Raw genomic sequence first — 19,941 nt, 5'->3', positions numbered from 1 at the left:
AATATAATATATTGAAACAACAATAAAAACCGAAGTGATCTTATCACTTCGGTTTCAGATGGGTTCCACAATGCTGATATTTCTTTTTCAATATAAAAATTAGAACGGGTTAGTATTGATCAAACTTGCGGTTTTAATATACATTCTTTGATTTAATTTCAATTGTGAAACAATGTACTCTGCTAAATCTTCCGGCTGCATGTATTGGTCGTGCTTGCCTTCAGGAATTAATGATGAATCATCTGCAAGTTCTGTTGCAACTGTACTTGGTGTTAAAGCAGTCACACGGATATTGTTGCGGCGTACTTCTTGTGCTAGTGATTCTGTAAAGCCAATCACACCAAACTTTGAAGCACTATATGCACTAGAACCTGGTGAGCCGCTTAAACCACTTGTTGATGAAATATTAATAATATCGCCAGCGTTCTTTTCAATTAACTGCGGAAGGACCGCACGCGTTACGTAGTAAGTTCCAAGTAAATTTACATCAATGATCTTTCTCCACTCATCCGGATCCATTTCTAAGATTTTTGCAAAAGAACCAATTCCAGCATTGTTGATTAAAATGTCAGCTGATCCTAGTTCTTTGGTGATTTTTTCGATTGCCTGCTCAACTTCTTTTAATGAAGAAACATCTACTGAAGCATATGCAGCTTTCACTCCTAAGCCTTCTAATTCACTCGCTAATTCTTTTAACGTTTCCTCTGTTTTTGCTAACAGGCCTACATGTGCTCCTTCTTTTGCCAACCCCAAAGCGATCGCTTTCCCGATTCCGCGGCCAGCTCCTGTTACAAATGCTACTTTACCTTTTAATGATTGTGCCAAATTTAACAACTCCTGTTCTTCGTTTTTAACACAATAGTTATATTACTATATTTATTACCTCTATTTCCATTATGTTGCTGTAACGTTTTAATCAGGACTGTGTTGCACATCATAAACATATACTTATGCAATATATTTCATATAGGTAAAATATTCTGATATAACAATTAATTTCACAATTATTAATATTCGTGTTACAATAGCCAATATCATTGTCCACCACAGAAAAGCATTTGTCTTTTTCGTGTTCTTATCTTATTATAAATCGGGGGATTACAGATGAAAAATTTATTTATCAAATGGAACCAAGTGAGCCTAGTAAAACGTATTCTTGTCGGCCTTATTATTGGTGTTGTTTTGGCTCTAACGATTCCTGATGCAGCAGGATGGGTTACCATTTTTGGTTCTTTATTTGTTGGGGCACTTAAGGCAGTTGCACCAATATTGGTGCTATTCTTAGTGATTCACGCCATTTCAAAACATCGAAGCGGCCACCAAACCAATATGAAATCGATTATTGGTTTATATGCAATCAGTACTTTCTTAGCTGGATTTGTAGCTGTGTTAGCAAGTTTTATTTTTCCGGTTACATTATCCTTAGTGCCAGGTGCTGAAGATTTGACGCCTCCTGGAGGTCTTGTTGAAGTACTTCAAACTTTACTATTCAATATTGTAGACAATCCAGTAAGTGCATTGTTAAATGCGAACTATATCGGAATTCTTACATGGGCCCTTCTTCTAGGTGTTTTGTTAAGAAACGCAGCGGATACTACTAAAACTGCGATTGCCAACGTGGCAGATGCGATCACTCATATTGTTAAATGGGTCATCAACTTAGCACCGTTCGGTATTATGGGACTAGTATTTGAAGCAATTGCAACAAATGGTCTTTCGGCATTGCTTGATTATGGACAATTATTACTACTTCTTCTAGGATCAATGTTCTTTATGGCTCTTGTTGTGAATCCGTTGATCGTATACATCAATATTCGTCAAAATCCATATCCACTTGTTTTTAAAACCTTAAAAGAAAGTGGACTTACAGCCTTCTTCACACGAAGCTCAGCTGCGAATATTCCAGTTAATATGAAATTATGTGATGAACTTGGTTTAGATGAGGATACGTATTCAGTATCTATCCCGCTTGGAGCGACTATTAATATGGGCGGTGCAGCTATTACGATTTCCGTTTTAACATTAGCAGCTGTTCATACTTTAGGAATTGAAGTAGACTTTGGTACTGCTCTTATTCTAAGTGTTTTATCAGCATTATCTGCTGCAGGTGCTTCGGGTGTTGCCGGCGGGTCATTGTTACTGATCCCGCTAGCAAGCAGTTTGTTTGGAATTTCGGATGACATTGCCATGCAGGTGGTTGGTGTTGGTTTCATCATTGGAGTGTTACAAGACTCTTGTGAAACGGCCCTCAATTCATCCACTGATGCCCTCTTCACAGCAACAGCAGAGTATGCTAAAAAGCGTAAAGAAGGCAAGGAAGTTATTATTAAAGCATGATCTTAAAATAGACCTGTTCCACAGTTAGGTTGTGGGATGGGTCTTTTTTTTGGATACGGATCATTTCCGGTTGTAGGATGGTTATATTCGTCGCTTGTTTGCTTGTAAAGCTAGTCTCTATTCTGAATTACGATTTTATTCAGACGCAATTTCTTGTTGAAGTCTCTTTTCTGTCTGAATCCCCCGCCCATTCGGACTTGATTTCTCAACTTAGCAGATCTCTTGTCTGAATTACGATTTTATTCAGACCCAATTTCTTGTTGAAGTCTCTTCTCTGTCTGAATCCCCCGCCCATTCGGACTTGATTTCTCACCTTAGCAGTTCTCTTGTCTGAATTACGATTTTATTCAGACGCAATTTCTTGTTGAAGTCATTTTTCTGTCTGAATCCCCCGCCCATTCGGACTTGATTTCTTACCCTAGCAGATCTCTTGTCTGAATTACGATTTTATTCAGACCCAATTTCTTGTCGAAGTCTCTTCTCTGTCTGAATCCCCCCGCCCATTCGGACTTGATTTCTCAACTTAGCAGATCTCTTGTCTGAATTACGATTTTATTCAGACCCAATTTCTTGTTGAAGTCTTTTTTCTGTCTGAATCCCCCGCCTACTCGGACTCGCCGTCTCATTCTGGGCAATTTCTTGTCCGAATCAAAACTTTATTTCCACCTACTTCCTCATCACTTCTGCCTATAATCCTTAATAAACCTCTTTAGAATTTTTCCAAATACCTGTGATTAACATACCTATTTAAAGGTCTACAAACATTAACAAAATATCCATATTTTCGAGAAAAATTCTTATTATCTTTTTGTAGAATGGAGATAGAAAATATGAGAGGATGTGGCTTATGCTGCTTAAGGATCGAACAGAACCTTTGGAATTACTAATTTTGCGAAGTTTATACATTAGAGGCTCCTTAACTGAAAAAGAAAAGTATCGTTATTTAAGTCTTGAAAAAGGGTTTGAAGGGGAAAAGAAATTTGACATGCTTGCAGATGACTTTATTAAAGAAGAAAGGTACATTATTAATGACTTACTCCTTGAAGTGAACAACTCTTTTTTTCAAATCGATAAGTTAATTGTTTCGCAAGGAGCTATTCATCTAATTGATGTAAAAAATTTCGAAGGAGATTATTACATGGATGCAGATAGGCTCTTCTCTGCAACAACCAAACGTGAATATAAAAATCCAGTTATCCAGCTAAAAAGAAGTGAAACTTTGTTCAGGCAACTTCTTCAAAATCTCAAACAAAGTTTTCCTGTCGAACCCTACATCATCTTTATCAATCCCGAATTTACCTTATATCAAGCCCCTATGGACCAATCTCTTATTTTCCCAACTCAGGTAAATCGTTTCTTGGTTGATTTAAATAATACTCCCTCAAAATTAAATGATAACCACAAAAAACTTGCTCATAAATTAGTGTCCCTACATAGAGCTTTAAATCCATACACAATATTGCCTATATATACGTATGAGGATCTCCAAAAAGGAATATGGTGCAGAATTTGTCAATCATTCATGGTATCCATTAAAAAAATTAAAAATAGCTACCTTATTTGTGCAGGGTGCGGTGGACGCGAAAAACTAGAACAAGCCATTTTACGGAATATAGAAGAATTTAAGTTATTATTTCCTGACAAAAACATCACTACCAGAAATATTTACAACTGGTGTTTAGTAGAATTACATACAAAGACCATATGCAGAATTTTAAAGAATCACTATACCGCATATGGAAAAACAAAGGAAACGTATTATCAATAGTCTACTGAATAATAAAACAACCTGCCCCAGCATAAGGACAGGTTATATATTATTGATAAAAAGCTAATTCTTTCTCAATTTCTTCTTTAATTAGCTCTATGCATTCTTCGGGCGTTTTTGCAAAAATACGTTTGCCATTCACAATGGCGTATGGTCTTTTCGCACACATACCACAGAAGGAGAGACATTCGTTCGAAAGCACGGCGACGTCGGGATACTGTGATTCTATGATCGCCTCTACGTCAAGTTCATTAATCAAGCTGCTGTCACAAATTTCAACTACTACAATACCTATGTCGATCTCTCCCTTCTACTTATTTTATATCATGAAGATAGTAACATCTTTAACTTGCTCAGCACATCTTATTCTTACCTACTGGCCTATGCAGCGAAGATCTGCCTCTGCTATTATATAATAACTTGTCCTACTTCGTCCTGACATAGAACTTTAGTTTGTAAACTTAGTTGACGATTGTGAGGATTGTTTTCATGATAACACACTATGTACAAAATTGTTTTGCAGGATGTATGGTTGGTTTGAAGAACAGCCAAAAGCAATTGATAGAAAGTCTCTAGCACAAGGGCCGGACAGATAATACAGAAGGATCATTTAAGAAAGGCCTCATTCTTTCTTATAATTCATGCGATGAAATTGGACCATGCAACCATTCGTTTTTATCTTATCCTTCTGAGACATCGTGTCTCTTAAGGGGATTTTTCCAATGTTCACATATTGTTCTTTCTTTTTCTACGGTTAGTAAGGTTATAATATTTAGTGATAGAATCCATAAACAAAGGTAGATTCTAAGCAGAAATCTACTTATCTATTAAGGAGATGAAATGGATGGGAGGCTATATATCCTTCACAGTGACCATCATTGGCTTATTCGGAGCTCTCATAATTACTCGAAAAAACATGACAGCACATAATAGAATAACAAAAAAAGGGATCCTCCAACTTGTCATCATTTTGGCATTAGTATTTCTTTCAGTCGTTACCGAAGTATTTTTATCACCGGAAAGCTGGTTGTAAGAAAATAGGACTTTACCGGTAAAGTATCTATGTTTACTTAGTGTGAAGAGGGTTCTCTTGATTTTGGTCTTCATGTTAGAGATGAAAACCAGTATCCTATTTGGCGATATGCTTATTGGTCTTCATCACAGCGATGAAAACCTTTTTTCCAGTTCATGAGAAGTAATTGGTCTTCATGCGGAAGATGAAGACCGTTTTTCTAGTTTCCGAGAAGCTAGTTGGTCTTCATGCCGGAGATGAAGACCGTTTTTCTAGTTTCCGAGAAGCTAAATGGTCTTCATGACGGAGATGAAGACCGTTTTTCTAGTTTCCGAGAAGCTAAATGGTCTTCATGCCGGAGATGAAGACCGTTTTTCTAGTTTCCATGAAGCTAAATGGTCTTCATGACGGAGATGAAGACCTTTTTTCTAGTTTACAAGAAGCTAGTTGATCTTCATGCCGGAGATGAAGACCGTTTTTCTAGTTTCCGAGAAGCTAGTTGGTCTTCATGCCGGAGATGAAGACCTTTTTTCTAGTTTCCGAGAAGCTAAATGGTCTTCATGACGCAGATGAAGACCTTTTTTCTAGTTTACAAGAAGCTAGTTGGTCTTCATGCCGGAGATGAAGACCTTTTTTCTAGTTTCCGAGAAGCTAAATGGTCTTCATGCCGGAGATGAAGACCGTTTTTCTAGTTTCCGAGAAGCTAATTGGTCTTCATGACGCGGATGAAGACCGTTTTTCTAGTTTCCATGAAGCTAAATGGTCTTCATGCGGAAGATGAAGACCGTTTTTCTAGTTTACGAGAAGCTAATTGGCCTTCATCGCAGCGATGAAAACCTTTTACCTAGCTCACAAGATGTTTTTCGGTCTTCAGGCACGGTTTTTTATTGTTATCTACTTCCTCTTTTTCTATTCACTAAAGATAAAAGCCGTCTTTCCATGAGACGGCTTTTATCTTTACATTGAGTTGAGTTCTTAAGAAATGGTGCTTAATTCTTTTTCGACTGTTTTTCTTGATAAATGTTGGATGACATCTCCGCGGCTGATGATGCCGACTACCCGGCCTGCTCCATTTACAACTGGTAGCTTTTTAAAACGATGTTTGGAGATTAATCTAATCGCACTACAGAGGTCATCGTCAGGGGTTAATGTTTTAATGTTCTTTTTGACCATGATTTCACTTATCGGTGTGTTCATCTTATAACTCAGTACATCATCGACCGTTTCAGCTTCAACAACATAAGTCATATAGGGAGAGGCAATGAACTTCTCTTTATTTGGAGAAAGAAAACGCAGAATATCCCCATCCGTTACCATGCCTAATAACTTTTCTTTGTCATCAACCACCGGCAGGCCGCCGATGCTATGCTTGTCAAAAATTGATAATAACTCTTTTACGGTTGTAGTTGGTGTAGCAGTATATACTTGATAAATCATAAAATCTCGTACTTGCATGCTGTAATCCCCTCCCATGCTTTATTTACGGATGTTGTAAACCCCTTTATTGGAAGCGTTATCATTTCAGTTAAAATATAAGATGTCTTCTATTGTATCATCGGTTTTTAGCAAAAACTTCACTTTATTTCTAATTAACTCTTATTTATATTGTAAAGGTTATTTTAACTTTATTTCAAGATTATTTATTAACTTTTTATGAATTTTTAGCTTTTATAGCAAGCGAGCTGTACTAAAATATGTTTCTTTATTAAAAAATCGTGTTAATAGCTTTTTTTCTATCAACACGATCTTTTATTGAGTATCCTTTTATTTGTCTTCTCTCAGTATATAATCGTTTCCATCTTGATCTTTAAATGTGAACATCGATCCAAACGGCATTTTTTGGAGTTCATCGACAGTTACTCCGTTTTGTTTCATCTTTTCATATGCTGAATCGATATCAGTTGTACTAAATAAAATAGACGGATGGGCCACTGCTGAAGGATTTTGTTTTTCCATTGCAGCCTTTGAATAAAGTACTAAAGTGGTAAATTCGTCCTCGTTTGGACCAACTTCAATCCAAGCCATATTAGGGCCCATTTGTTGTTCAAATTTTAAAACAAACCCTATCTTTTTAATCCAGAAATCCTTTGCTGCTTCTTGGTCCTCTACATAAACGGTTATTTTGCCTATTTTATTAATCATTAGAATCTCCTATTTCCTCATCATAGTTACTTAAATGAGTTTATCAAACTTAAAATAACTCTTGCAAGCGATCCCAAAATCCTTTTTCTTTTACAGGCTCATCTTTCTCCTCTTTTTGTTCTTCTAGTTCAATACTTTCTGTTTTGATCACAAATTGAACATTGTAGACTTTTTCATTTTTTGGAGAGACAAATGATACAGGTATAAAATCAGATTTATCGTATTCCTCGATCATCCCATTGATCTCCTCTTGCATCTGATCTGGTAAATTTTTTGTCTCTTGGTTTAATTCAGCTGTACCGCTGTGAAGCTCATTTACTCCTTTTTCTAGTTCGCCTGTTCCATTTGTGAGGTTTGCGATTCCGGCATTCAGGTCATTATAGTTGTCAGACAATTGTGTGACTCCGTCTGTATAATGGACTAATCCAGAATGGAACTCCCGGTAATTTGCTGCAATCGCGTTCAAGCCTTTTTGCAGCTCCCCTAGATCACCGCTATTCATATCCGGAGATTTAGAAAGATCATTAGCGATCGAGACCAACTGATCACTGATGTTTTGCACCGCTCCGCTAGATTGTTTTAATGACGGTTCTACAGCGTCAAAAACTTGCTTAGTATTCGTATAGGTCCCCCGCACTTTTTGTGCAGCGCTGTAATACGCAAGCACTTTCTCCACTAGTTGCGCATCTGCACCGCTTCCTCTCAATGCCGCAACCTCTCCATCTGTCAGCTTCCCAGCAGGAATTCCTTCGATGGCGCTTGCTAAAGAAGAATAGGCTTGTGAGTAGTTTTTCTGTAAAGAAGATAGTCCGTTCGCACTTTCTGTTAGGCCATTGGCTAATTTTCTTAAGCCGTCCGGCAATTCATTCAGACTTGTAAGATCTTTAGCAGATGGATTGCCGGTTAGAGACTGACTGATCTTCACTAGGGCTTCACGGATAGAACTTGATGCACCGACTATGTCAGAAGAGGAATTGCCAATTTGGTTCATCCCTTTTTGAAATTGCTGCGAGCCCTCTTGCAGCTGCGTCCCGCCATTATTTAATTGGGACACACCTTCTTTTAAGTCTGCAACACCTCGATGCAATTCCCCAATGGCATCCGATAAGGTCGACATATCTTCTGTCATATCCTCCATCTGTGCTGTATCAAAAGGCAGACTTGATGGTACAGCTGCTATTTCTATTCCTTGTAATTCAAAGTTCTCAACATCTGCTTGCACTTCAAGACTTTTATTTTGACCAGGCAAAACTGTAAAGGTAATTTGCTTATTTTTTCCAGCATTTGCGATCATACCACCTGAAGCTTCGATGTTATCATACCTATTTGGAAGCAACAATGATACTTGCAAGACGTAGTTGTCATAAAATACGGGATCGACAGTTTCATTTGCAGCAGTATCTATATTTATGGTCAAGTGACCGCTTTTTCCGGCAAGCTCTGATGGAGCGGCCTCCTCCCCATTTAATTTGTAAGAAATAGCAAAATTCCACGGTAACTGTGCATCGTCTTTCATATTTCCTTGATAGTAAAATTTACCCTCAGGAGCTTGAATTTTCACTGTTCCATCTTCTTGAACAAGCTCCGATAAGTCGGTTAAATTTTTAATACTGCGATAATTGCCAAAATCGAGGATCTCCCCGGGCTTTGCGACATCTAAAGTATTTACTACATATATTTCATTCTGTTCGCCATTCGCATTCAAGGCAGCATAAACAACTTCATCTTTTGAAGTAAGCTTCCCTTCTGTTTTCTGTGCTGCGGCTTCTTTTAGTGCATGGTTACCATAACTATAATAGGAAGTTAAGACGATCAACAAAGAGATCATAACTAGCAGGCATTGTTTTATTCTCATCATCTTTTCTCCTCATAAAAATTTGCTTGCAGTGTTGTTTTTTTGATGATTTTATCGAATACCAACAGCATCGCTGGCAAGAAAAAGACAACCATCACAAAGGCAAGTAGTGCTCCTCTGCCTAATAAAATTCCGATGGAGGAGACAATTGGATTAGAGGATGTGATCCATAAAATGAACCCTACACTGGATAAAATCCCTGCAGAGATCGAGATCGAGAATGTTTTTTCATCCAAAGTCTTAATGATTGCTTTTCTAGCAGCTAATTCACGGCGATGATGATGATAAGCTTCTGTTAGTAAAATCGCGTAATCCACCGTTGCGGCAAGCTGAACGGTACTGATGATCAAATAACCGACAAAGACTAAAGAAGAGTTTGTAAAATAAGGAATCGACAAGTTGATCCAGACCGCTGATTGAATCGTGATTAGTAACACCAATGGGATGGAAATAGATTTAAAGGTTACGATTAATACGATCGCGATGGAGACAATCGTTAACATGTTCACCACGATATTATCTTTTGTTACCGTATTTTTTATATCATACAAGGTAACGCTTTCCCCTAAGCTTAGAGCTTCATCCCCATAATGATTTGATGCTATTTCATTTACTTTGCTAACAATTGAAAAGGGAATATCGCCTTCTGTCGCTTGGTTTGTATTGATGACAATACGACTGTAGTTTTCTGAGTAAAATTCATTTGTCACTGATTCATCCAAATATTGGGGCGGAATGACAGACCCAACAATATTTACGTAAGCAATCACACTTGTCACATGATCTAATTCTTCTAACTCTTGTACAAGCTCGGTTTCTTTTACGACATTCCCTTTCGGCACCAGCAGCACAATAGGTGTTGTTTGACCAAATGCTTCTTCAATAATGAGATAGTCACTGCCAGCACGCGTTGATTCTGGCTGATCCCCTAGGCCGTATGTAAAAGTTGTGTTACTTTGTGCTAGATAGCTTGGGATGAGAAGCACGAAAACAATTAATAAACTAGGGATTTTGAACTTTACAACTAGATTTCCGATACCAGCGAAGCTCGGAACAAAGCTTTTATGCTTTGTTTTATCCAGCCATTTGTAGAATACAAGGGTAAGGGCTGGCAAAAAGACCATCACACTAATAAAACTTAAAATAATTCCTTTCACCAAATTAACTCCCAGGTCTGAGCCTATTTCGAATTTCATAAAGGTGAGTGCGATAAATCCAAAAAAGGTAGTGGCTGCACTTGCAGTGATCGCTGGGAATGACTTTTTCATCGCAAGCCTCATGGCTTCTTCCGGATGGTTCATCTTCTTCCGATAATCAGAGAAACTATGAAGTAAAAAAACCGCGTAGTCGAGTGAAACAGCAAGCTGCAAAATCGGAGCAACCGACTGAGTAACGAAAGAAACCTCACCAATAAAAATGTTTGTTCCCAGGTTAATCAACACGGATACTCCGATCGCCGTTAGGAAGAATACTGGTTCGACCCAGGAATCAGTTGAAATGATTAGAATGACGATAATAATTGGAACGATTAAGGCAGCTGCATAAAGCGACTCTGTTCCAGCCATCTTTTGCGAGGTGGCTGTATTGATGGCTTCCCCTGCGATTGCGCCATTTTTCCCAATCAGTTCATAGATGGCATCCGTTATTTTGACTTCGTCCCCGGAACGAACGCTTATAGAAAATAGAGCATTACCATCCTTATAATAATTTTCAACTGTTTCTCGCTCGGCCATTTCCAGCGGGGTTTTCAAATCAACCACGTCATCCAGCCAAAGCACTTCTGTTACACCATCAATGGCTGCCAATTCTTCTTTTATCGCGAGTGCTTCTTGTAAGGATACCCCTTTTACCATCACTCTCGTATCTGGTACAGAAGCAGTGAACTCCTCCTCCATGATCTTCAGTGCTTTGGTGGACTGAGCATCATCCGGCAAATAATCAACCATATTATAATTAACCGAAACAAAAAATTGCGCCACAGTTGATATAATCGCAATGATAAAAAAAGCAACCAAAATGGTTCTTTTATGAGCAATGATACGTGCCGCCATCCCTATCACTATTCATCCTCTCTTAGCTCTTTTACTTTTTCAGTTTAGTATTGTGTTGGGAACAAGTTGCTATTCAAAAACGATTTGATAGGCTCTATTTTGTTAAAAGGTTTAGTACAGGCTCGAATGAAAAAGACGGTCTCAAAATTTCCTTTGTGAATGGTTGTTTTATTTCCTCACATCTTCGTTTCACAAGCTAGCCCTATCACTTTGAATATCAAATATGGTAAAATTAAGGTTATCAACTTTTTTAAGGATATATACATATATTGCAGAGGGGGAACTTATGAATACGACTAAGACAAAAAAACCATCACGTTCAGGGGTTATTACTGTACAAACTGGTTCAAAAGGGAAAAATCTAGATAAGAAGGATCAAAGAATTTGGAGTAAGATCACTGTCCCCATTAGTATGAACGAGGCACTTTCCAGTCTGAATAAATCAGACCTTGACCAAATACGCAGGCACTTAAAAATCAAGAATGCCAGCAGCTTGAAAAAAGCAGAATTGATAACATTACTAGAAAAAGAGATTCCAGAACTACTACAAGATATGCTTTCCATGTTTGATATGGGTCTCTATGAAATGATTAAAGAAATCGTCAATCAAGACGGATACATAACTGCACCAGATTTAACAGATAACCAAATTGATCTATTGCGTGCAACAGGATTTATTTTCACAGGTTCTTTCAAAGATGAACGGGTAATAGCTATTCCGCAGGAGATCGTGCACATATTGAAACAGCTTGTAAGAACAGAAGAGTTGAATGCTGTCATCAATAGAAATACTGAATGGATTCAGCTTACAAACGGATTGTTATATTATTATGGTACGCTTAACACTTCAGATTTACTGGTTTTACTAGATCAATATACTGGTAAACAACATTCCGCCGTTGAATACTTTTCTGTGTTGGACCAGGCAATTTCTTACTATCAAAACATCAAGGTGGACGAACATGGTTACTCACATGCGAGCGTCTTAAATGCAGCAGCTGTCGTGAAGGAACAGCAAATGCGAGGAGAGCTTAACTATTATCCTTTTAAAAAGAACCAGGTGCTTGCTGCCGGAGCCAAGGATTATGTGGAACGCACGGATCATTTTGTGAAACTCGGCTCTTATCTAGCTCGTGCCTTTGAATGCAGCAAAGAAGATGCTGAAAAAATTGCGAAACAGTGTGAATTTGCGGCAAGAATGGGAGATGGCCCGAATGATGTTCTTCGCTTTTTAGGAAGAGTCATGGTCTTTAACAGTGTCGAAGCCGTCCAGGGTGTCATGGACCAGGTGGTTGAACTCATGAATCATACTAGGCAGTGGTTTTTGAAAGGGTATACACCGAATGAACTGTCTTCACAGGAGAAAAAACTAACATGGCCGCTGACTTCAAACCAAAACCCACTTCACACGAACCTAACTCAAAAGCAAAGAAAAGTGGGGAGAAATGAACCTTGCATCTGCGGCAGTGGAAAAAAATATAAAAAATGCTGCGGAAAATAATCGTGAAAAAAGTCTGATGGAATCAACCATCAGACTTTAATTTTACTTAAAAAACAAAACTCGATCTTCAACTGGCTTAAATTCTTTTTCTTTCACTGGAGCAGTCGGCTGGCCAAATGGCATTTGTGCAACCAATTTCCAGCTATCTGAAATGTTCCACTCTTTCTTCACTTCATCATCGATTAATGGATTATAGTGCTGTAGTGATGCACCTAGCCCTTCAGCTTCTAGAGCTGTCCAAACGACTAATTGGTGCATGCCTGCTGCTTGTTCAGACCAAACTGGGAAATTGTCAGCATATAGAGGGAATTGCTCTTGAAGAGATTTCACGATTGCTTCTTCTTCAAAAAATAGAACCGTTCCATATCCCGCTTTAAAGGAATCCATTTTTTGCTGAGTTCCTTCAAAGTCCCCGTCTCCTACTACTTTTCTTAACGTTTCAGTCGTAATGTCCCATAATTTATTATGTGCTTCACCTGTCAAGACAACTAGACGTGCTGTTTGAGAGTTGAAAGCAGATGGAGTGTACTTCACAGCAAACTCAACAATTTCTCTTATTCTCTCTTCCGAAACTTGTACGTCCTTATTAATAGCATAATAGGAACGTCTTTCTTGCAACGCCGTGTAGAAATCTTTTGTTTTTACCATTGTCATCCTATGTATACCTCCATACAAAAATATTTTGACTAAAAATATCTCCGTTTCAAAGCAATGGTAGTTTAAAAATTTCCTATTGTCAAATAATAATGAATATTAGATAACAAGTTGGTACCAAACTACTAGATAGCTCTAACCTAAGACGATTCCTGACATCAGATAAGGAATAGCAGGTTTAATATATTCTTGAGGTGTGATGCTATTACTATTTCTTCTCCATTCAACAGAAGCGCCGTAAATCCCCCAGCTGAGCATGACTGCCGTTACTTTTAGCGATTCATCCCCTTCTGTATTATGTTGTTTTAACAGCATTTTGTAAAAAATGACCTCTAGCTGATCTCTTATAATACGAGCGATCGTATCTTCGTATCCCCGATGACAGCGATTGGATAAGGAAGCTTGAAAATTGGCGATTGCTTTAAAAATAGTTATGATACCTTCTTCGTTAATTTCATTATTCTCAAACTGGTCACCTTTCAAATTAATTAATAATACTTCTGATAGTACCTTTTCCAATAGGTCATAGATATCCTCAAAATGATAATAAAATGTCGCCCTGTTGATCATTGCCTCTGTTGTAATGTCTTTAACCGTAATATCTTTGAACTCTTTCTTTTCCGAAAGTTGGATAAAGGAATCCATAATTAACTTCCGAGTCCTTAGAACTCGAGGGTCTGTCTTTGATTGACTCAAATGATCTTCACTCCCCACTTTTTAAACAAATTCCTTAATGTGTTGGATAAACAACATATCAAAGATTCTATTGGTGTTGATGTTTCAGTTTATCTCCTACAATAAGCATATAGAATGATTATATCAAAGGAGGAAACAGAAGTTGAAACAAAACAATCAGATGGTCTGTGATTTAGAAACAGGTGTGTGCGGGGAAGTAAACGGTGAAGAAATGGAAGTAGTTGAGTTTAATACAAAAAAGAAAAGTATTGAACTCTATTATGTGACGGATCCCATATGTTCTCATTGCTGGGCCCTTGAACCTGTGCTTCGACGCTTTATAACTCAGTACGGTCATTATTTTAATATTCATACGGTGCTGGGAGGGTTGTTAGAAAAATGGGGAGATAAACCTGTTGATCCTGCTAACGGGATTTCAGGTCCAGCTGACGTGGCAGGCCATTGGAGAGAAGTAGGCGAGTATTCCCGTATGCCGATTGATGGATCACTCATGATTGACAATCCTGTTCAATCCTCTTATCCCCCATCTCGAGTATTTAAGGTAATTCAACAGAAACATAGCACTGCTTTAGCAGAAAAATACTTACGACGCTCACGAGAAGAGCTGTTCGCATTCAATCAAAATATTGCAGAAACATCTGCGATGATTGAAATCGTTAACGGGCTTGGGCTTAACGGAGAAGAAATTGTGCACGAAGCAGAACAAGGATCTGGTCAATCTCTTTTAAATGAAGATTTTAGTCTTGTAAGAAGTCTTGGTGTAAGAGGTTTCCAACGATTATTATGTTAAATGAGGAAAACAAAGGGGTAAAAATAGTTGGCGGCCGCACGCTGGAAACTTATGTAGATGGTTTGAAACAAGTTCTGAATAAGGAGGAACTCCAGCCTGAACCACAGCCTTCCCTTCTTAGCTTGCTTGGAGAAGAAAAGCTGTTATTTTCAAAGGAAATTGAAATAATGTACGACATTGAAGAATCGGAGATTAATGCTTTTATACAAGAAGAACTTACGCCAGAATTTTATGATAAGAATGAACTTTTAGGAGAAATATATATTACAGCAAAAGCAAAAGAAAAAGGAGAATGATAAAACATGGCTTATGTATTACAAGTAGATTTTAAAATGAACGGACCATTCGGAGACAAATGGCTGAGAGTTTTGCTGATTTAGCGAGAAGTATCAATGAAGAAGAAGGTTTTATATGGAAAATTTGGACGGAAAATCCTGAGGCCCAAGAAGCCGGTGGGATTTATATGTTCGAAACGAAAGAAACAGCTCAAAAATACATCGATATGCATTCTAAACGTTTGGCAGGGTTTGGAATTAATGAGGTAAACGCAAAGATCTTTGCCATTAATTCAAAACTGACTGAAATTACGAAGGGTCCTCTGAAATAAAAAGTAAAGGAGCAGCACAATGGCTGTTCCTTTCTATTTCTATGAACATGTTAATTTGCACCTACAGATGGATCGAGTTTCACGGTCTGCGCTTTCAGTTGATTTGGTATTAAATACGAGATTACCCCTGCACTGATTAAGATCAAAGCTGTTAAGCCGAAGGAAAAGACATGAGTGCCAAAGACCTCGTAGCCCCATCCTCCTAGGAAGGAAGAGATCGCCCCGCCGATTTGATGACCAAGATAGGCCCAGCCGTAAAGGACTCCTAGCAGTTTGATGCCATAGAGATCTCCTAGTATCGCGGACGATAATGCGATGCTCCCCGACCAAACTAATCCACCTAAAGCGGCAACCAAATAAAGCTGCATCGTGTCTTGTGCAAACACTAAACCTAAAAATCCGAGGCCGCGGATAAAATAAATCCAGAACAGCATCTTCTTTTTAGCAAATTTATCAGCAATAGAAGCTAACACAAGTGTGCTGAAGATGGCAACAAGTCCAATTAAACCGATTCCAAATGAAGCGGTTGTTGGGTCGAAATCGTGATCCACTAACATCGGAACCGCATGTGAACCTAGTAAATTCATACTGAATCCGCAGGCGAACAATCCTGCTACTACCTGCCAATAGGCTTTTGAGCGAACAGCATCCCGTATAGTAAGAGATGGTGAAGCTGTTTGTGTGACAGGTTTTTTTTCGGAATAATCATTCAGTGTATCTGCCCCTTCTGGAACATCTTCTTTAAAAATAAACAAGGCAGCCGGAATGATTAATATAAGGAAAATTAAACCAAAGATGAACATCGTACTTCGCCAGCCAGTCGCCTCGATCAAAAAGGTAGCAAGCGGATTAAAAATCGCAATACCTGCCATCGACCCTGTTGAGAGGGAGAATAATGCTTTTCCTCTTTGACGAACAAACCAGCGTCCAATAATCGGGGTTACCGCAACCGGACTGGTGAAAGAAAGCCCAAACGATAAAGCTACACCATATGCAAAGAAGAAGAACCACACATTGTCTGTTAAAACTGTACCCACAATCGATAATTCGATAATAACCAGCCCTAGCAGAAGAACAAATTTTGTACTATATTTTTCACATAAGTAACCCGCTAGTGGCATTCCAACTCCGTACATGATCATGCTGACCGCGATAATGGTCGATATAAAAGTACGTGATATTTCTAAATCCTCCATCATCGGCAGTACAAACGGCCCTATTCCTAAGCGAAGCCCTACTGTTAGCATCGTAATGACCATACTCGTGATCACGATGTACCAGCCAAAATAAAACCCTTTTTGTTTACTTTTCATTCATACCCCTTCTTTCTACACCACACTGAATCTATTAAATTCATGTTCAAATAATGGACCTAATATTATTATATTATACAATTTTCAGAATTTACATAATGTTGGTGAATAATCTTGCTTAGAATAGTAAATAACACAAAAACACCCTCCAATATTTATCGGAAGGCTTTTTGTGGAGTTGTATGGCGGAATTTTTTTAATAGATTAATTCGTTACTGTACGCAGAAAAGACTCTGTTGTCTCGATTTTTGCGTAAAAGCTTTCAAGTGCTGCCATTATGGCAGTATGAACTTTTTCAGCTTCTACGGTTTTGTTGTTAAAAGTAAGATCAGGACATGTGCAGGCATCTTCAATAACCGTGCAACTAAAGCCAAGGTCTACTGCTGCGCGGCTGGTTGCATCAATACACATATGGCTCATCATCCCAAGTATCACCACATGTTCTACCTCTTCCTTTCTTAACTTTTCTTCTAAAGAGGTATGTAAAAAACTGTTAGGAAGTTGTTTTTGGATTACCGTCTCGTTTTCTAGCGGTGTTACACTTTGATGGATCGAAGCTCCTTCTGTTCCTGCTGCGAAAAACGGTGCTCCGCTGTCTGGGAAAATATGTTGAACATGGAAAAGCGGCAGATTTTTTTCGCGAAAATAATCTAAAATAGCGCGTGCATTATTCGCAGCTTTCTCCGGCTCATGAAGTTCCATCTTCCCTCCTGGAAAATAATCATTTTGAATATCAACTAGTATCAATGCCGTTTTGCTCATTTTATGTTCCCCTTTCCCCTATAAAAATGTTAGACTATTTTATTGTTATATTCGCCATAAACAGCTTTATGATTAATAATATTTTTTCACCTGACTTCAACAGGATTATCAGCACTTACCTGTTTTAGGATCTTTGTTTTTAAGTTTAAATGAATCATAATAGAACCGATCCCTCCTAGGATACAGGTTGCCATCGATAAGAAAAGACCTAACGTATAATTCCCGCCTAATTCAACTAAATATCCTGTCATTACCGGTGATAAGAGCTGACCCACACTAAAGAAAAGTGTGATAAATCCCATTGCTGCCGGTGCCTTGGTCGGTATAATCAAATCTCCTATACTAGCATTCATGATTGTAGGTACTCCCCAAAGGGTCAGTCCATATAAAATGACCAATATGAATACAACACCATATGAGGATGACAGGGTTAAACCTAACAGAACAAACGTTTGAATGAAGTAAACAAAAGATAATCCAAGCATTCTCCCCATTCTGTCAGAGATGGTCCCCCAAATAAATCCGCTGATGATGCTGGCAATCCCACCAATAGAAAAAAGGAAACCGGCACGTTCATTTGAAAAGGATAAGTCCGAAATGAAGTAATCAACCAGAAAAGTAGAGAAAATTAAATAACTAACACCCCATAAAAAATAAACGATGCCAATGCTCCAAACGAGTTTATTTCGGTAAACCACATCTGTTTTTTGGAAGTCATCGCTTTTCCTTCTTCTATGATTATTTTTCTCGTTGTGACCAATTGGCTGCAGCTGGATATCCTCGGGGCTGTTTTTCAGAAAAATAGCAATAAAAAAAGTGATTACAAATAACACAGCTGCAATAATCCACCAACTAACACGCCATCCTTCTTTACCAAAAGAGGTTACGAGAAAAGGAACAGTAATGCCGCTGAATACCATACCAATTCCCCCGCCTGCCATGGTAATTCCCATTGCCATTCCTCGCTTATCTTGATGAAACCACCTTCTAACGAGTTCCAAAGAAGGAATGTACACACCGCCTGAACCAATTCCCATAAAGAAACATGCCGTTAAAACCACCCAGTAGTGATTAGATGTACCTGCAAAGATCATGGAAACTCCTACTAATAATAGGAAATACAGAATGGTCTTCTTAGCGGTAAAACGCATGACAAAATAACCGACATTAATGACACCAACTAAATAACCTAAAAAGATTGACGATGCCAAAGCACCCGCCTGTTGATAATTTATGTCTAGTCCATCTCTCATAAAAGGAAAAATGGCTCCAAAAGAGAAACGACCAAAACCTAGGCTGGCCAAGACGCTAAGTACGATTAAAAATAACATCAGCCATCCCTTGTGTGGCATTTTTCCAACCATTACGCACCACCTTGTTAGAACCGTTATTTACTTAAATGGTAAACATTGTAATTCAAGCTTATTTTTAAAGAGAATGTTTGTCAATTGTATTTTTGGAAAATTCTAAAAAAATAATAGTGATTAGACAATCATATTGACTCGTTTATGAATCTATCCTTCTAAAAAAACCAAACCCTCCAAAATGAAAGGTTTGGCTTTCTCTTATAGGTACAGTATAAATTTAATTCTTTTTACGATTCTCAAATCGTTTTTTCGCATCTTCAAAGCTGCCGCTTAACACACATAACACTTGTGAACGGTTTTCAACTTGAAGTGCACCTTCAAGATCGTTTTGAAGCGTTGTGTTTAGCTTTTCCTTCGTTAGTCTTAAACCAAGCGGAGATTTTTCTAACATTAAATTAGCGATTTCAAACGCAGTTGGAAGAACCTCATCTTGACCAACTAGACGTGATACCAAACCGATTTGCAGCGCTTCTTCCGCTTTTACTTCGCGGCCTGTTAACAGCAATTCAGATGCAACGGACATACCAACTAAACGAGGCAAGAAATAACTTGAACCTAATTCTCCGCCGGAAAGTCCAACGTTGACAAAGGAAGCTATGAATCTAGCATCCGGACCAGCTACTCGCACATCAGAAGCAAGCGCAAAGCACATGCCGCCCCCTGCTGCTACTCCATTCACTGCTGCAATTACAGGTTGAGGAATAGCTCTAAAACGAACAATTAAATCGGACAATCTTTTTTGAGATTCATACAGATACGGCACCTTTTCATTTTCATCACCTTCAAATAGGCGCGGTTCCTTTAAATCAGTACCTGCACAGAATGCTTTTCCAGCACCTGTAACGATCAATACCCGGCATTCCTTATCATATTTCAAGCTGTCTAATACCTCTGCTACTTCATCTCTTAATTGAAGAGATATCGCATTATATCTTTCTGGTCTGTTAAAAGTTAATACAGCTATTTCACCCTTTTTTTCGAAAGTAATCGTCTCATAACGCTTTGCTTCATTTGTCATTTAACCTACACTCCTTTTATTAAATTATTAATATAGTAAAATTATCTAATAATCAAATCTTTACAGAA

At 38.2% G+C, this 19,941-nt stretch carries 16 protein-coding genes and 2 pseudogenes; 6 read left to right on the top strand and 12 right to left on the bottom strand.

What is annotated here, in order from left to right; translation table 11 throughout:
* Window positions 1–99 precede the first annotated feature (99 nt).
* Window positions 100–825, bottom strand: a complete 726-nt coding sequence (locus tag CZ487_RS13975) for a 3-ketoacyl-ACP reductase (protein WP_077212903.1) — start codon at window positions 823–825, stop codon at window positions 100–102.
* Between the two features lie 279 nt (window positions 826–1,104).
* Here CZ487_RS13975 and sstT point away from each other — a divergent pair, with 279 nt between their 5' ends.
* Window positions 1,105–2,337, top strand: coding sequence for a serine/threonine transporter SstT (gene sstT, locus CZ487_RS13970; RefSeq protein WP_077212902.1), 1,233 nt, complete (start codon window positions 1,105–1,107; stop codon window positions 2,335–2,337).
* A gap of 847 nt (window positions 2,338–3,184) precedes the next feature.
* Window positions 3,185–4,105, top strand: a complete 921-nt coding sequence (locus tag CZ487_RS13965; RefSeq protein ID WP_077212900.1) for a nuclease-related domain-containing protein — start codon at window positions 3,185–3,187, stop codon at window positions 4,103–4,105.
* A 49-nt stretch (window positions 4,106–4,154) separates the two neighbouring features.
* Here CZ487_RS13965 and CZ487_RS13960 read toward each other — a convergent pair whose 3' ends face one another.
* Complete coding sequence (locus CZ487_RS13960) at window positions 4,155–4,400, bottom strand: YuzB family protein (RefSeq protein ID WP_077212898.1); 246 nt, start codon at window positions 4,398–4,400, stop codon at window positions 4,155–4,157.
* Between the two features lie 549 nt (window positions 4,401–4,949).
* Here CZ487_RS13960 and CZ487_RS13955 point away from each other — a divergent pair.
* Window positions 4,950–5,138 (top strand): hypothetical protein, encoded by a 189-nt coding sequence (locus CZ487_RS13955; protein WP_077212896.1) that lies wholly within the window; start codon window positions 4,950–4,952, stop codon window positions 5,136–5,138.
* Between the two features lie 954 nt (window positions 5,139–6,092).
* On the opposite strand, the gene CZ487_RS13950 is transcribed toward CZ487_RS13955, so the two are convergent.
* The 4 genes from CZ487_RS13950 to CZ487_RS13935 all read right to left on the bottom strand — a co-directional run bounded on the left by CZ487_RS13950 (window position 6,093) and on the right by CZ487_RS13935 (window position 11,165).
* Entirely contained in the window at window positions 6,093–6,572 is a 480-nt protein-coding gene (locus CZ487_RS13950) for a CBS domain-containing protein (RefSeq protein WP_077212894.1), read from the bottom strand.
* 309 nt (window positions 6,573–6,881) lie between these two features.
* Window positions 6,882–7,259, bottom strand: coding sequence for a VOC family protein (locus tag CZ487_RS13945; protein WP_077212893.1), 378 nt, complete (start codon window positions 7,257–7,259; stop codon window positions 6,882–6,884).
* 49 nt (window positions 7,260–7,308) lie between these two features.
* Window positions 7,309–9,117, bottom strand: coding sequence for a hypothetical protein (locus CZ487_RS13940; RefSeq protein WP_077212891.1), 1,809 nt, complete (start codon window positions 9,115–9,117; stop codon window positions 7,309–7,311).
* Entirely contained in the window at window positions 9,114–11,165 is a 2,052-nt protein-coding gene (locus CZ487_RS13935; RefSeq protein ID WP_419865753.1) for an efflux RND transporter permease subunit, read from the bottom strand. Before CZ487_RS13935 ends, CZ487_RS13940 begins: the two co-directional genes overlap by 4 nt.
* A gap of 286 nt (window positions 11,166–11,451) precedes the next feature.
* Here CZ487_RS13935 and CZ487_RS13930 point away from each other — a divergent pair, with 286 nt between their 5' ends.
* Window positions 11,452–12,666, top strand: a complete 1,215-nt coding sequence (locus CZ487_RS13930; RefSeq protein WP_161949646.1) for an SEC-C metal-binding domain-containing protein — start codon at window positions 11,452–11,454, stop codon at window positions 12,664–12,666.
* A gap of 42 nt (window positions 12,667–12,708) precedes the next feature.
* Here CZ487_RS13930 and CZ487_RS13925 read toward each other — a convergent pair whose 3' ends face one another.
* Both CZ487_RS13925 and CZ487_RS13920 read right to left on the bottom strand, forming a co-directional pair.
* The gene (locus tag CZ487_RS13925; RefSeq protein WP_077215320.1) at window positions 12,709–13,314 is read right to left on the bottom strand and encodes a nitroreductase family protein; all 606 of its coding nucleotides are present in this window, start codon (window positions 13,312–13,314) and stop codon (window positions 12,709–12,711) included.
* A gap of 141 nt (window positions 13,315–13,455) precedes the next feature.
* A complete protein-coding gene (locus tag CZ487_RS13920; protein ID WP_077212888.1) occupies window positions 13,456–14,016 on the bottom strand; it encodes a TetR/AcrR family transcriptional regulator in 561 nt (186 codons plus the stop codon).
* A gap of 160 nt (window positions 14,017–14,176) precedes the next feature.
* Between CZ487_RS13920 and CZ487_RS13915 the strand changes: the two are divergent.
* Window positions 14,177–15,102: pseudogene (locus CZ487_RS13915) on the top strand (DsbA family protein).
* Window positions 15,103–15,108: 6 nt separating this feature from the next.
* A pseudogene (locus CZ487_RS13910) lies at window positions 15,109–15,413 on the top strand (monooxygenase).
* Between the two features lie 50 nt (window positions 15,414–15,463).
* Here CZ487_RS13910 and CZ487_RS13905 read toward each other — a convergent pair.
* From CZ487_RS13905 to CZ487_RS13890, 4 genes are all read right to left on the bottom strand, one after another.
* Complete coding sequence (locus tag CZ487_RS13905) at window positions 15,464–16,726, bottom strand: MFS transporter (protein WP_077212886.1); 1,263 nt, start codon at window positions 16,724–16,726, stop codon at window positions 15,464–15,466.
* Window positions 16,727–16,930: 204 nt separating this feature from the next.
* Window positions 16,931–17,488, bottom strand: coding sequence for a cysteine hydrolase family protein (locus CZ487_RS13900; protein ID WP_077212884.1), 558 nt, complete (start codon window positions 17,486–17,488; stop codon window positions 16,931–16,933).
* A gap of 86 nt (window positions 17,489–17,574) precedes the next feature.
* A complete protein-coding gene (locus CZ487_RS13895) occupies window positions 17,575–18,852 on the bottom strand; it encodes an MFS transporter (RefSeq protein ID WP_084783269.1) in 1,278 nt (425 codons plus the stop codon).
* Between the two features lie 220 nt (window positions 18,853–19,072).
* Window positions 19,073–19,873: an enoyl-CoA hydratase/isomerase family protein gene (locus CZ487_RS13890; protein WP_077212883.1), complete on the bottom strand. Its 801-nt coding sequence runs from the start codon at window positions 19,871–19,873 to the stop codon at window positions 19,073–19,075.
* Window positions 19,874–19,941 lie beyond the last annotated feature (68 nt).

The organism is Robertmurraya dakarensis (assembly GCF_900156875.1).
GTDB classification, from domain to species: domain Bacteria; phylum Bacillota; class Bacilli; order Bacillales; family Cytobacillaceae; genus Robertmurraya; species Robertmurraya dakarensis.
The sequence above is the reverse complement of the archived record's forward strand: the minus strand, read 5'-3'. Positions and strand labels throughout refer to the sequence as shown.

Bases quoted from the DNA above. Each gene is read 5' to 3' on its own strand.
- CZ487_RS13905 (WP_077212886.1), bottom strand. From the start codon at position 16,726: ATGAAAAGTAAACAAAAAGGGTTTTATTTTGGCTGGTACATCGTGATC.
- CZ487_RS13890 (WP_077212883.1), bottom strand. From the start codon at position 19,873: ATGACAAATGAAGCAAAGCGTTATGAGACGATTACTTTCGAAAAAAAG.
- CZ487_RS13925 (WP_077215320.1), bottom strand. From the start codon at position 13,314: ATGGTAAAAACAAAAGATTTCTACACGGCGTTGCAAGAAAGACGTTCC.
- CZ487_RS13940 (WP_077212891.1), bottom strand. From the start codon at position 9,117: ATGATGAGAATAAAACAATGCCTGCTAGTTATGATCTCTTTGTTGATC.
- CZ487_RS13895 (WP_084783269.1), bottom strand. From the start codon at position 18,852: ATGGTTGGAAAAATGCCACACAAGGGATGGCTGATGTTATTTTTAATC.
- CZ487_RS13935 (WP_419865753.1), bottom strand. From the start codon at position 11,165: ATGGCGGCACGTATCATTGCTCATAAAAGAACCATTTTGGTTGCTTTT.
- CZ487_RS13930 (WP_161949646.1), top strand. From the start codon at position 11,452: ATGAATACGACTAAGACAAAAAAACCATCACGTTCAGGGGTTATTACT.
- CZ487_RS13900 (WP_077212884.1), bottom strand. From the start codon at position 17,488: ATGAGCAAAACGGCATTGATACTAGTTGATATTCAAAATGATTATTTT.
- sstT (WP_077212902.1), top strand. From the start codon at position 1,105: ATGAAAAATTTATTTATCAAATGGAACCAAGTGAGCCTAGTAAAACGT.
- CZ487_RS13965 (WP_077212900.1), top strand. From the start codon at position 3,185: ATGCTGCTTAAGGATCGAACAGAACCTTTGGAATTACTAATTTTGCGA.
- CZ487_RS13950 (WP_077212894.1), bottom strand. From the start codon at position 6,572: ATGCAAGTACGAGATTTTATGATTTATCAAGTATATACTGCTACACCA.
- CZ487_RS13955 (WP_077212896.1), top strand. From the start codon at position 4,950: ATGGGAGGCTATATATCCTTCACAGTGACCATCATTGGCTTATTCGGA.
- CZ487_RS13945 (WP_077212893.1), bottom strand. From the start codon at position 7,259: ATGATTAATAAAATAGGCAAAATAACCGTTTATGTAGAGGACCAAGAA.